Here is a 13213-nt window from a genome sequence, read left to right as displayed (position 1 = left end):
GAAGGCGCGACCCGTCGGGCCGCGCCTCTCAAGCGAACGTCGCGTGCGTCGTGATCGACCCTCAGGCGGCCTTGGCCGTCTGGGCGGTGTCGGTCATCGCGGCCTTGGCCTTCTCGACGACGACGGCGAAGCTCGCCGGCTCGTGGATGGCCAGTTCCGACAGCGCCTTGCGGTCGACGACGATGCCGGCCTTGAGGAGCGCGTTGATGAAGCGCGAATAGGTCAGGCCGTGCTCGCGGACCGCGGCGTTGAGGCGCTGGATCCAGAGGGCGCGGAACGTGCGCTTCTTGTTCTTGCGGTCGCGGTAGGCATACTGCATGCCCTTCTCGACCGCCTGCTTGGCGATGCGGATGGTGTTCTTGCGCCGGCCGTAATAGCCCTTGGCGGCCTTGAGGACTTTCTTGTGCTTTGCGTGACTGGTCACGCCGCGTTTGACGCGGGCCATGTGAGATCTCCTGGGTTAGAAAAAGCAGTCTGTCGGTGAAGGCTCTCAGCCGTTCGGCAAAAAGTACTTCTTCACGTTGGCGGCATCGCCCTCGAACAGGGTGGTGGTGCCGCGCAGGTTGCGGATCTGCTTCGTCGTCCGCTTGATCATCCCGTGCCGCTTGCCGGCCTGGGCGTACATGACCTTGCCGGTCCCGGTGATCTTGAAGCGCTTCTTGGCGCCCGACTTGGTTTTCAGCTTGGGCATTTGGCTCTCCTGACGCGCATTTCGTCCGATCGGGCAAGGATCGGAGGATGCGCTCGATTGATGCTTCTGGTGGAGCAGCACGAACCGCCACGGCAGCCCTGATCGGCCGGGCGGTTCGACGCGAGGGGCGTATGACAGAAAAGGGACGTGCCTTCAATGGGCGCGGCCGACGCCGGGTGCGCCACCGACCCGCGGTGGGCCGCAGGGCTCGCGCGAATCGCGGGATTTCGGGGACATCCCGGAGGTACAACCAAAATTCCCTGGCGGACGCGTGCAGTGCGGAACCATAACCTTGGCCGTGGGTTTCGTTCATGTCCCACTCAGGCCGGGTGGCGTTTTATCGGCGCAACATTCGACCTCACAGGAGACACTTCGTGCGCATTGCCCAGATCGCTCCGCTCTCTGAAGCCGTTCCTCCCAAGTTCTACGGCGGCACCGAGCGTGTCGTGTCTTGGATCACCGAAGAGCTCGTGCGTCAGGGACACGACGTGACGCTGTTCGCGAGCGGCGATTCGGAAACGTCCGCCAAATTGGCCGCCTGCACGCCGGAAGGCCTGCGTCTCCTCGGCTACAGGGACCATACCGCGAGCCATCTCGCGATGCTCCATCAGATCAGGCGGCGTGCGCACGAGTTCGATGTGCTTCACTTCCACATCGATCTGCTTCAGTACCCGATGTTCGAAGACTTGAACCACAAGTGCCTGACCACGATGCACGGCCGTCTCGACGTGCCGGACTTCATGCCGGTGTACCGCACGTTCACGGGCATGCCCCTGGTGTCGATCTCCGACAACCAGCGCGAGCCGATGCCCAAGACCGTGAACTGGCTCTCCACCATCCACCACGGCCTGCCGCCCGAGAACTGCACCTTCTACCCGGAGGCGAAGGGCGGCTATCTCGCGTTCCTCGGCCGGATCTCGCCCGAGAAGCGTCCCGACCGGGCGATCGAGATGGCGATCCGTTCGGGCACGCCGCTCAAGATCGCGGCCAAGGTCGACAAGGCCGACCAGGATTATTGGGACGAGGTCATCGAGCCGATGATCCATCATCCCCTCGTCGAGTTCATCGGCGAGATCAACGAGGAGCAGAAGAAGGATTTTCTCGGCAACGCCCTGGCCCTGGCCTTCCCCATCGATTGGCCGGAGCCCTTCGGCCTCGTGATGATCGAGGCGATGTCCTCGGGCACCCCGGTGATCGCGTTTCGCAACGGTTCCGTGCCGGAAGTGATCGCCGACGGCGTCAGCGGCGTCCTGTGCGATACGATGGACGATGCCGTCGCCGCGGTGGCCAAGGTCAAGGCCATGAGCCGCGCCGGCGTGCGCCGCCACTTCGAGGGCAACTTCACCGCCGAACGCATGGTGAAGAAGTACGTCGCCGCCTACGAGATGCTGCTCGCCGGCAGGCCGGACCTGATCACCGTCCCCAACGGCATGCCGGCTTTCGTGCCGCACTACGGCGACCTGAACGGCTCGGCCCGCCCGTCGCTGGCCGCAGCCGCCGCCATGCCGGCCTGACCGCTCCCGGTCCGGCCGCCCACGCGGCATCCGCCTTGCGACGCGGCTCACGCGGCACGTGTTTTCCCACGCGGCGCGGGGTTGCGAAGAGGCCGAGATCGCTTCACTGACGCTGCCTAACCAAAGGCCGCCCCGACGCTCGGCGCGTCGGGGCGGTCGTTCGATTCGTGACCGGCGGATCGGATCCTCGAGTCCAGGAGATGCGCGAGCATGGCGGCAGACGATGTGACGGCCACGGCCGAATCGGAGCGGGACGCGCGGAACAAGGGGTTCCAGGACGCCGACGAGGTCCTGCCCCAGTACCACATCGAGGCGCAGACCTCGCTGGTCGAGCGGCCCCTGCGCTCGCTGAAGTACGGCGAGGCCTTCGCCGTTCTCGACAGCTACGGCGACATCGGTGTCCTGCCGGGGCCCGAGGGGCTCTATTTCCAGGACACGCGCTACCTCTCGCGCCTGCACTTCACGATCGAGGACCAGCGCCCGCTGCTGCTGTCCTCGGTGATGCAGGACGACAACGGCGCGCTCAGCGTCGACATGACGACGCCCGACATCCGGGTGGACGCCCACGACGAGACCACGATCCCGCGCGAACTCATCGCCATCGAGCGTACCAAGTTCCTGTTCAAGGGCTCGTGCTACGACCGGATCGGCCTGCGCAACTACGATTCGCGCACCCGCAAGCTGCGGGTCGGCCTGACCTTCGACGCCGACTACCGCGACCTGTTCGAGGTGCGCGGCATGGACCGCGCGTTGCGCGGCAAGCGCAGCGTGCAGGTGGCCAGCGAGACCGAGGTCCAGTTCCGCTACGTCGGCCTCGACGAGATGGTGCGCACCACGAGCCTGCACTTCGGGCCCAAGCCCCATCACATCGCCCCGGGCCAAGCGATCTTCGAGGTGACGCTGGCGCCCGGCGGCCGCGCCTCGCTGTTCGTGCGCACCGTGTTCGAGTGCCACCGCGCCTTCACCAGCGCCCCGGCCGCCGAGCAGGTGGGCGAGGACGCCGCCGCCGGCCTCTCGCGGGCCGCCGGCAGCAGCCCCGGCCCGCGCCATCCCCGCGGCCTCGCCGAGGGTGTGATCTTCGCGCGCGCCTACCGCGATTCCCGCCGCGACCTCAGGCAGCTGACAGCGGGCATCACCACCATCATCTCCTCGAACGACCAGTTCAACGAGGCGGCCTGCCGGGCCACCGCCGATCTCTATATGCTGGCGAGCCGCACCCCGGAGGGCATCTATCCGTTCGCCGGCATCCCCTGGTACTCCACCGTGTTCGGGCGCGACGGCATCATCACCGCGATGATGGCGCTGTGGGTCGACCCGAACTTCGCCAAGGGCGTGCTGCGCTACCTCGCCTCGACCCAGGCCAAGGCGATCGACCCCGCCGCCGACGCCCAGCCCGGCAAGGTCCTGCACGAGACCCGGCGCGGCGAGATGGCGATGCTCGGCGAGGTGCCGTTCCGCCATTACTACGGCACCATCGACGGCACGCCGCTGTTCGTGATGCTGGCCTCCGAATACTACGCCGTTACCGGCGACCGCGAGACCATCGCCGCGATCTGGCCGGCCCTCGAACTCGCCCTCGACTGGATGAACCGCTACGGCGACCGCGACGGCGACGGCTTCGTGGAATACGCCCGCGACACCGACAAGGGCCTGGAGAACCAGGGCTGGAAGGACAGCCACGATTCGATCTTCCACGCCGACGGCCAGATGGCCAAGGGCCCGATCGCGCTCTGCGAGGTGCAGGGCTACGTCTATGCCGCCAAGAACGGCATGGCCAAGCTCGCCACGATGCTCGGGCACGGCGACCTCGCCGGCCGCCTCGAGGCCGAGGCGACGGCCCTGCGCGCGGCCTTCGACACGGCGTTCTGGAGCGAGGAGATCGGCACCTACGCCCTGGCGCTGGACGGTGAGAAGCGGCCGTGCGCGGTGCGCTCGTCGAACGCCGGCCACGCGCTGTTCACCGGCATCGCCCTGCCGGAGCGGGCCGGCCGGGTGGCCGCCACGCTCCTGTCCAAGGACGGGTTCAACGGCTGGGGCGTGCGCACCATCGCCCGCGGCGAGGCCCGCTACAACCCGATGTCGTACCACAACGGCTCGATCTGGCCGCACGACAACGCCCTGATCGCGATGGGACTCGCCCGCTACGACCTCAAACCCCAGGCCTCGCGGATCTTCGAGGGGATGTTCGACACGGCGCTCTACCAGGACCAGAAGCGGCTGCCGGAATTGTTCTGCGGCTTCATGCGGCGCAACCAGCGCGGGCCCGTCTCCTACCCCGTCGCCTGCTCGCCGCAGGCCTGGGCGGCAGCGGCTCCCTTCGCGTTCCTGGCCGCGTGCATCGGCCTGGAGATCCAGCACGACCGCAACCGCATCCGGCTCAAGAACCCGACGCTGCCGGCCTTCCTCGACGGGGTCTCGATCTTCAACATCAAGATCCGCGACTCGCGCATCGACCTGCGCCTGCAGCGCTACGGCGACGACGTCACCGTCAACGTCCTGCGCCGTACCGGCGACGCCCAGGTCTCCGTGGTGAAGTGAACGCCGCGCCCCGCCCGAGACGCCGGCGCCGTGCCGGCGTCTCGGGCGGTCTGGCGTTTTGGGCGGTCAGCCGACCGGGCCGACGCGGCGCACGCGGGAGGGCCGCGTCATCGCCTCCAGCTCGAGCAGCGAATCGAGCTGTGCCGAGGTCAGCAGCCCCTCTTCGAGGACCACGTCGGCCACCGGGCGGTTCTCGGCCAGGGCCCTCTGGGCGACCCGCGAGCAGGCCTCGTAGCCCAGCGCCGGCACCAGGGCGGTGACGAGGCCGATGGAGCCGTGGACGAGGCTGCGGCAGCGCTCGCGGTCGGCCTCGATCCCCTCGATGCAGCGCTTGGTGAGGGTGTCCACCGCCGCCGTCAGCATCCTGAGCGAGGACAGGACGCAGTAGCCGATGGTGGGCTCGAAGGCGTTGAGCTGGAGCTGCCCGCCCTCGGCGCAGAGGGTCACGGTGAGGTCCTGCCCGATCACCATGTAGGCGACCTGGTTGACGACCTCCGGGATGACCGGGTTGACCTTGCCCGGCATGATCGAGGAGCCGGCCTGGACGGCGGGCAGGCGGATCTCGCCGAAGCCCGTGCGCGGCCCGCTGGAGAGAAGGCGCAGGTCGTTGCAGATCTTGGAGAGCTTCACGGCCACCCGCTTGAGGACGCCGGAGAACAGCACGAAGGCGCCCAGATCCGAGGTCGCCTCGATGAGGTTGGAGGCGAGCACCATGTGCTGGCCGGCCGAGCGCGAGAGCTCCTCCACCGCCAGGGAGGCGTAGCGCGGATCGGCGTTGATGCCGGTGCCGATCGCCGTGGCGCCGAGGTTGACTTCGCGGAACAGGCCGACGATCTCGGACAGGCGCGCCACGTCCTCCTTGATGGTGGCGTGGAAGCCGTCGAACTCCTGGCCGAGGGTCATGGGCACCGCGTCCATCAGCTGGGTGCGGCCCATCTTGAGCACGTCGGCGAATTCCACCGCCTTGCCCTTGAAGGCGTAGGCGAGGTCGTCCAGCGCGGCGATGAGGGGCTGGGTCGCGAAGATCACCGCCAAGCGCAGGGCGGTGGGATAGGCGTCGTTGGTGGACTGGGCCATGTTGACGTCGTCGTTGGGGTGAAGGCTGGCGTAGTCGCCCGGGGCCTTGCCCATGCCTTCGAGGGCGACGTTGGCGATCACCTCGTTGGCGTTCATGTTGGTGGAGGTGCCGGCCCCGCCCTGGATCGCGTCGACCACGAAGGATTCCGCGAAATGCGGCTCGGTGGCGATGCGCGTGCAGGCGTCGTCGATGGCTTTTGCCTTCTCGGCCGAGAGGTAGCCGAGGCGGTGGTTGGCCCTGGCCGCGGCCTGCTTCACCAGGGCGAGGCTGCGCACGAGGTCGGGAAAATGCCCGATCGGCACGCCGGTGATGGGAAAGTTCGCCACCGCGCGCTTGGTGTGGATGCCCCAATAGGCGTCGGTGGGGACTTCGCCATAGCCGAGGAGGTCGTGTTCGGTGCGCGTGCGGGCACCCTCCATCTCGACCGTGCGGACGGTGGCCACCGCGATGTTGTCGGACGACCCGGCGGGCCGGCCCTCCGCGCTCGTCTCGCCTGACATGGGCTGATCCCTCGGCAGCGACGCGCCCCAGGGCGCCGGCATCCGGCCCGCGCCCCCGAGGCCACTGGGCCGGACACCATGCCCGGCCCTCGTGACGTCACCCTCGGTCTTAGAGCATCGGCGGCAGAAAGGGACTCCGGTTTTCGGCCGAAGGCCGCCGACGGCGTCGTGGATCGGCCCCGCTCAATAGACCTCGTCGGTATGCACCTCGAAGCGGGCGAGGTGCGCGTAGCCGAAGTTCGTGGTGATCGCGACGTCGGTGGCGTCGCGTCCGCGCGCCATCAGGATGCGCCCGATTCGCGGCGTGTTGTGGCGGGCGTCGAAGGTGTACCAGCCGCCGTCGAGATAGACCTCGAACCAGGCCGAGAAATCCATCGGGTCGGGCACGCGCGGCACGCCGATGTCGCCGAGGTAGCCGGTGCAGTAGCGCGCCGGGATGTTCATGCAGCGGCAGAACGCGACCGCCAGATGCGCGAAGTCGCGGCAGACGCCCTGGCGCTGCATGAAGCCGTCCCAGGCGGTGCGGGTGGCGTCGGCGCACAGGTAGTCGAAGCGGATGCGGTCGTGGACGTAGTCGACGATGGCCTGGACCCGGCCCCAGCCCATCGGCGCGTTTCCGAACAGGGACCAGGCCGTCTCCGACAGCTTGTCGGTGTCGCAGTAGCGGCTGCCGAGGAGGTAGACGAGCACGTCCTGGGGCAGGTCCTGCACCGGGATCTGCTGGGCGTAGGGCGCATAGACGTCGGGAAGGCCGGAATCCTGGACCGTGAAGTCGGCCGAGATGGTCAGGAGCCCCGGCGGCGTGACGATGCGGGTGCAGATGTTGTCGTAGACGTCGCGATATTCCTGCCAAGGGATCGGCGGATCGAACCTGATCTCGTGCGGCGTCAGGACATCGGGCATCCGCGTGGGATGCACGCTGAGCTCGAGGATCATCGGGGTCGGTTGAACCGATTCGAAGGCAATGTCGAACCCAGTCCTGATCTTCATCGCGCTCACCTGAATCTCGAAGCCACACTCGTCACAGGGAGAAACCGGGGCGGCCCGCCCCGGGTTCACGTCTCGTCATCGGGACAGGATCGGATCCGGCCCCCGCGTCTCCGGGGCAGGCGTGGCGACCTCGACCACGTCGACCTCCACGGTCATGCCGAGGTCGTCGGCGGGAAATCCGAAGAAGGAGCCGTGCAGGGGCACCGCCTGGCGCGGATCGCGGGCGACGGCCACGCGGATGAGGTCGCGGTTGCCGACGATGCCGTTGGTGGGATCGAACTCGACCCAGCCGGCGCCGGGGAGGTAGACCTGCACCCAGGCATGGGTGGAGCCGCCGCCGACGTGCCGGTCGCGGTCGTCGCGCGGGTTGTAGAGGTAGCCGGAGACGAACCGCGCCGCCATGCCGAGCGCCCGGACCGCCTCGATCATCAGCACCGCGAAGTCGCGGCAGCTCCCGCGCTTGAGCCGCAGGGTGGTCACCGGGTCCTGGACGCCCTTTTCCGAGCGCGCGAGGTAGGCGAAGTTCCGGCGCACGCTGCGGGTCATGTTGGCCAGGAGGTCCTGCGTCGCGATCCGGCCTTCCGGGGGCACGAAGCTGCGGGCCCAGGCATCGACCTCGTTGCGCGGGTCGGGGTGCTGGCGCTCGATCGAGCGGCTGAGATCGGGCATGTCGTCGACGCCGTAGCCGAACGGATAGAACGCGGCATTGGGCGCCAGGGCGAAGTGCGGGGTCGATTCCGGAGTGTGGTCGAGGGTGATCGCGCATTCGAAGCGCAGGGTCGACGAGCGCCCGGTGAAACCCGCCACCGCGACACAGTTGCCGAAGACGTCGTGCAGCCAGCGCACCCCCTGCGGTTCGGGGGTGATCGACAGGCTCGCCGCGATCAACCGCTGGTCGTAGCTGTCGCGCGGGCGGAACATGATGCGGTGTTCGCCGAACCCCACCGGCTGCCGGTAGCGATAGGTGGTGACATGGCGGACGGACAGGATCGGCACGGCTGAAACGCTCCACCGCGCCCATGCGCGGCCCCTTGGACCGGGGAATGCAAGAGGTGAGCCCACGGCGCCCGACGGCCGAACCGGATGACCGGAGCTTGCCGTGCAAACAAAGCTCTGCGGTTGCGTGTTCCGCTTTGCAGGCAGGGATTTGCCGTGCCCCGCCCTCGCGTCCCGCGCCAGCGCACCCGCCGGGTCAGGGCTGGATCGGCGGGGGCTCGGTGACGGCCAGATCGGCTTCCACCAGCACGTCGGACGGCCGCCAGGGCTTCGGGATGAAGACGGCCTGCGGTGGCAGCGCGTCGGGCCGCGGCGCCGGTCGGCCGGAGGTCACGACCATGCGGGCGCGCGGCCACAGGGTGGAGACGGCCCGCGCCAGTTGCAATCCGTCCATGGCGCCGGAAAGGGCCACGTCCGCGAACACCAGCGCCACGTCGGTGCCGCGCTCGCGCAGGATGTCGAGGGCCGCCTCGGCGCTGTCGCAGCCCACCGCCTCCAGTTCCGTCACCTCGAACAGCGATTCCGCGAGCGCGCGCGTGGCGACGTCGTCCTCGACGATCAAGGCGATCCGCCCGGATTTCCAGGCGGTCGCGGCCGGCGCGGGGGCCGGTACGGGCGGGGGAGCGGACGCCTCGATGGGCTTCACCTGGCGGACCAGGGCGGCCAGATGCTCGGGCAGGCCTTCGGCGACGAGGTCGTCGTAGAAGGCCGCCAGGGCCTGCCCGATCCGGTCGAGGGACAAGGAGGGCGCCAGGGTGTTGTCGCCGCCGGGGCCCGGCCCGGTCCGAACCGGTATCTGATGGAGGCCGGGACGTGCCGCTGCCGTACTCTCGGTCGATGGGCTCACCCGCGCCGATGGCGGAGTATCCGGCACGATGCCTTTCCGATCGCCCAAGTCGAATCTCCTTAACGCTGCCCGCGCTGCCGTCCGCGCCAAGACGGATTGATGCGTGTTAAATCACGCCGGCAGGGATCGGTTGCCAAAGATTCGTCGGCCGGGATTCGCGAGCCGGGATTCGTCCGCGACCCGTCGTTCGCCACCCGGTCGCGGGACCGGGCCGAGCGACGCTCACTCGGTGGCGGCATCCGCGAAGGCGAGGATGCCGGCGACGGAGCGGACGTCGCGATAGCGGTCGCCGCGCTTGGCCATCATGCTCTCGAACTTCTCGTGGACCTCGGCCACCGACAGGCTCGCGGCCTTCTTGCGTCCGCGCTGGGCGGCGAAGAAGATCGAGCGGTTGGCCTTGGCGGGACCCGGCAGCATCTGCGCGGCGGCGGCCTTGGGCTTGTCGGCCACGGTGGCCAGGAAGTCCTCGGCGTCGTCCGGTCCGAGGAAGTGGGCGAGGTAGACCTCGCCGAGGGACAACTCGCGGCCGATCCGCAGGGAGATGCGGGCGGCGTCGCGCTTGAGCATCTCGCCGGCCATCAGGGCCGACAGGTAGGGGTCCCGGCGCAGTTCGAGGATGCGCGTGCGCTCGGCCGGATCGGCCACGCTCGGGCGGCCGTTCTCCGCGGTGAGGATGAGGGCGGCGTCCTGGGCCAGGCCGTACCTGGGGCCGAAGTCGCGCACCACCCCGAGCCAGGTCCGCTCGATGAACTGGTACAGCCCGGTCGCCGAGGAGGTCTTGGCCTGCACCTCGGTGATGAAGCTCGATTCCTTGTCGGCCACCGCCATCAGCAGCACCGGGTCGGTGGCCACGGCCTGGGCGGCGCGCACGATCTTCTGGACGAGGTGGCGCCGGATCTTCATCGGCCCGAACTCGAGGATGTCGTTGGGGTCGCCCACCGCGCTCTCGGTGAGGAGGTAGTCGTAGGAGACCCGGTCGACCGCGTTCGAGCCGATCTCGGTGTCGAGGTCGTGGATCGGCGCGAAGGCCGACGAGGCGGTGAGCACGATCGGTGCCGGGGGCAGGATGGCGGGCGCGACGGCCTGGATCCGGGGACGGGGCATCGCCAGCGTCGCCTCGGTGGAGGACGAGGCCACGGCCTTGCCGATGCCGACGGCGCCGAGGTCGCCGCCGTTGCGCACCACGAGGGCGCCGAGGCCGGCGGCGAGGAGCGACATCGCGATCAGCGACCGGGTCAGGGCGGGGCGGCTGCCGTGGTCGCGTCCGACGCGGGCCGAGACGATGATGGCATCGCCGGCCGGCCGTCCCGCGTTGCGGTGAGCCGGGACAGTCCGTTGCGATCCGACCCTGCGTCCCTGCATTTCCAACCCATGCTCCGTGATTCCGCGCCGAGCGCGCTTCTCCGGGGAAACATGCGTTGACAGTTGTGGCGACAACACGGCCGAGCCTGTGGCGATCCCGGGGCAAGTCTCCCCCGGCGAGTGCCCCGGCCGGCCACCGTGTCAGTCATGGGCGAAGGCCGCGTTCCATTCCGCCCGGCGCTCCAGCGGGACCAGGAAGAAGTCCCAGGTCACGGTGTCGGACACCTGCAGCCAGGTCGGGAGATCCTCGACGAGGTTCCCGATCAGGTCGGCGCAGACGTATCCGGCGGCGGTGGCGGCATCGAACAGGCTGCGCTGGCTATGGCCGTAGACCGAGTAGCCGGCCCAGCCGTACTCGATGCTCACGAAGGGACGGCAGCGCGCCAGCAGCCGTTGCCCGCCCGTGAGGCAATCGAGATCGCCGCCCTCGATGTCGAGCTTGAGGAAGGCCACGGCCGGCACCGCGCCCAGCACGGCGTCCAGGGTTTCGACGCGCACCCGGATCGTGCGGGCGGTGACGGTGGGCTGGCTGAAATGGCGCGGCCGCAATCCGCTCTCGCCGAGCGCGCTCGCCACGGTGAAATCCGTCTCCCCGGCCTCGGCCGACAGGGCGCAGGGGTGCAGCGTCACCTCGGGCAGGGCGCCGAAGCGGGCCCGCAGGTTCTCCATCAGGAAGGGGATCGGCTCGAAGGCGTGGACGTGCCCCTCGGGGCCCACGAGGTCGACGAAGTGCTCGAGATGGCGCCCGGCGTGGCACCCGACGTCGATCGCCACGTCGCCCGGCTTCAGGAGGCGGCCGTAGCCCTGGGTCAGGATGTCCTCGTAGTCGGGGATCTGTCCCGTCCGATGCACGCTCCGGAGCGTGTTGGCGGCGGCCACGGCTGGATGCATGGAACCTCTATCCGTCGACGGCGCGGATCTGAACTCGCCCGGTCCCGACAGGGGATGGGCGGCGACGGCCGGTTCGACCGCCATGGCGTCGGAATCCTCGACAGCGCGAGCCGACGTGTCAACGATCCTCCGGAACGGTCGATGCGGCGAACGGGGCCTTCATCCTCGTTCGGGTGGTATCCGACGATTCCGCGCATCGCCGTCCGCGATCGATCGAGACGCGGGGCCGACGAACAGGGCCGGCCGGCGGGTTCCGCAGAAATGCTTGGCGTCGCGTCTCATTGCGAGCCCAAAATGCGCCGCGCTGCGATCCGAGGTCTTGTCGCCCCTGGCGGTCCGTCATGCCCAATCATCCGATAGTAAAAATCCGAAAAAGTCAGGTGCGACTGCTTGGTTTGGGGATGGTCGGCTTTTATCGATGTGTAATCACGAATCGATTAAGTCGATAATTCGTAGGATTTATATAAATCAAAGTCTTTATTTATATCCAGATACAATATGATTTCCAATACAAATTCCGACAGAATTGTCTGCGGCATTGACGTTCCCATACGGCGCCTCCTCCGCTCGACGACCCGAAGGCAAGACACCCCATGACCCCACGCGTGCATCAGCTACGGCGCCGGGACCGCCCCGAGCGCAGTGCTGGCGGCCGACGCGAACGGGGACGGCACGCCGGACCTCATCGTCGCGAACGGGTCGAGCGGCGACATCTCGGTCCTGATCAGGAATGGCGTCGGCGGCTTCCGGTCGGCCGTCGCCTATGGCTCTGGCATCGGCACCCTGGCGATCGCCGCCGCCGACCTGAATGGCGACGGCAAGCTCGACCTCGCCGTCTCCGATCTGTTCGGCACGATCAACGTGCTGATCGGCAACGGCGCCGGTGCCTTCGGCGGTCCCATCCGCAGTCGCGCCGGCACCTCGCCGCTGGTCGCACTCTCGGCGGTGGACGCGAACGGCGACGGGCGGCCCGACATGGTCGCGACCGGCGCTGACGGCAAGGTGGTCACGCTGCCGAACGCGTCCGCCGCGCCGGGCACCTTCGGCCCCGGCACCATCGCGGCTCACCCAGGCGGTCAAACCAGCAGGCTGATCCCGTCGACCCCGACGGGCCCACTCCAGGAGGAGGCCTATTGTGGGCGGCCGATCGGCAACAGGCGGGCGATCCGCACGGCGAGTTCTTCGGGGATGAACGGCTTGACGAGGTAGTCGCTCGCTCCTGCGTTCAGGGCGCCGACGATGTCCTGTTCGAGTTTGCGGGAGGTGAGCATCACCACCAGGGTGTCGGCCGTCTTGGGCGTCGATTTGATCTGCCGCAGGAGCTCGAAGCCGTTGATGCCCGGCATCATCGCGTCGAGGACGACGAGGGCGGGGTTTTCCGCCTCGATGATCCGCAGCGCCTCGCTGCCGTCCGAGGCCGTGATGACGGTGTAGCCGCGGCTCTTCAGCTTCAGGTTGATGATCGAGCGCGTGATCGTGTCGTCGTCGGCGACGACGACGAGGGGGGCGGTGGACATCGTCGATCTCCGGAGGTGAGCAACAGCGTGCATGCGGAAGGGCGGCAGCGTGGCCGTGATGAAATCCAAAATGTGTCTATGAGGCGTTAAAGGCTCTTCGAAAGACGCGGCCTGTCCTGCGCTTCGTCAGAATACTGAAAGTTGCAGGCTCCCGGCGCGGTATCAGCTGATCCGCCGGACCGATGACGGATATCGACATCGACACAATGCCTCGATCGTCCATGACGTCTGGTGGTCTGTTTGGCTTCACGCAATCGGTTGCGATGGGCCAGCGCTCGTCGAGCGGTGA

Annotated in this window: 12 protein-coding genes; 3 read left to right on the top strand and 9 right to left on the bottom strand. The window is 68.3% G+C overall.

The genetic code is table 11. The features are described 5' to 3' along the window. Positions 1-61: 61 nt before the first annotated feature. Positions 62-445, bottom strand: coding sequence for a 50S ribosomal protein L20 (gene rplT, locus ASF39_RS01985; protein WP_055879650.1), 384 nt, complete (start codon positions 443-445; stop codon positions 62-64). 45 nt (positions 446-490) lie between these two features. Continuing rightward, positions 491-691 carry a 50S ribosomal protein L35 gene (gene rpmI / locus ASF39_RS01980; protein ID WP_055879647.1) on the bottom strand — a complete coding sequence of 67 codons (201 nt, stop codon included), beginning with the start codon at positions 689-691 and terminating at the stop codon, positions 491-493. A gap of 374 nt (positions 692-1065) precedes the next feature. Between rpmI and ASF39_RS01975 the strand changes: the two genes are divergently transcribed. After that, positions 1066-2205, top strand: a complete 1140-nt coding sequence (locus tag ASF39_RS01975; RefSeq protein ID WP_055879644.1) for a glycosyltransferase family 4 protein — start codon at positions 1066-1068, stop codon at positions 2203-2205. Between the two features lie 210 nt (positions 2206-2415). Then, the gene (locus ASF39_RS01970) at positions 2416-4743 is read left to right on the top strand and encodes a glycogen debranching N-terminal domain-containing protein (RefSeq protein ID WP_056280716.1); all 2328 of its coding nucleotides are present in this window, start codon (positions 2416-2418) and stop codon (positions 4741-4743) included. 66 nt (positions 4744-4809) lie between these two features. Here the strand turns inward: ASF39_RS01970 and ASF39_RS01965 are convergent, their stop codons facing one another. From ASF39_RS01965 to ASF39_RS01940, 6 genes are all read right to left on the bottom strand, one after another. Next, entirely contained in the window at positions 4810-6321 is a 1512-nt protein-coding gene (locus ASF39_RS01965; protein WP_082494291.1) for an aspartate ammonia-lyase, read from the bottom strand. Positions 6322-6504: 183 nt separating this feature from the next. Next, entirely contained in the window at positions 6505-7311 is an 807-nt protein-coding gene (locus ASF39_RS01960) for a transglutaminase family protein (RefSeq protein ID WP_055879639.1), read from the bottom strand. Positions 7312-7386: 75 nt separating this feature from the next. After that, complete coding sequence (locus tag ASF39_RS01955) at positions 7387-8307, bottom strand: transglutaminase family protein (protein WP_055879634.1); 921 nt, start codon at positions 8305-8307, stop codon at positions 7387-7389. Positions 8308-8503: 196 nt separating this feature from the next. Then, entirely contained in the window at positions 8504-9049 is a 546-nt protein-coding gene (locus tag ASF39_RS01950) for a response regulator (protein WP_055879631.1), read from the bottom strand. A gap of 327 nt (positions 9050-9376) precedes the next feature. Beyond that, a complete protein-coding gene (locus ASF39_RS01945; protein WP_055879628.1) occupies positions 9377-10516 on the bottom strand; it encodes a transglycosylase SLT domain-containing protein in 1140 nt (379 codons plus the stop codon). Positions 10517-10657: 141 nt separating this feature from the next. Continuing rightward, positions 10658-11407 carry an FkbM family methyltransferase gene (locus ASF39_RS01940; protein WP_055881106.1) on the bottom strand — a complete coding sequence of 250 codons (750 nt, stop codon included), beginning with the start codon at positions 11405-11407 and terminating at the stop codon, positions 10658-10660. A gap of 642 nt (positions 11408-12049) precedes the next feature. On the opposite strand from ASF39_RS01940, the gene ASF39_RS01935 reads away from it, so the two are divergent. Then, positions 12050-12616, top strand: a complete 567-nt coding sequence (locus ASF39_RS01935; protein ID WP_055879623.1) for a VCBS repeat-containing protein — start codon at positions 12050-12052, stop codon at positions 12614-12616. Here ASF39_RS01935 and ASF39_RS01930 read toward each other — a convergent pair. Then, complete coding sequence (locus tag ASF39_RS01930) at positions 12538-12924, bottom strand: response regulator (RefSeq protein ID WP_055879619.1); 387 nt, start codon at positions 12922-12924, stop codon at positions 12538-12540. The two genes, ASF39_RS01935 and ASF39_RS01930, sit on opposite strands and share 79 nt — an antisense overlap. Positions 12925-13213 lie beyond the last annotated feature (289 nt).

This window comes from Methylobacterium sp. Leaf108 (assembly GCF_001423265.1).
In the GTDB taxonomy this organism is placed as follows: domain Bacteria; phylum Pseudomonadota; class Alphaproteobacteria; order Rhizobiales; family Beijerinckiaceae; genus Methylobacterium.
The sequence above is the reverse complement of the archived record's forward strand: the minus strand, read 5'-3'. Positions and strand labels throughout refer to the sequence as shown.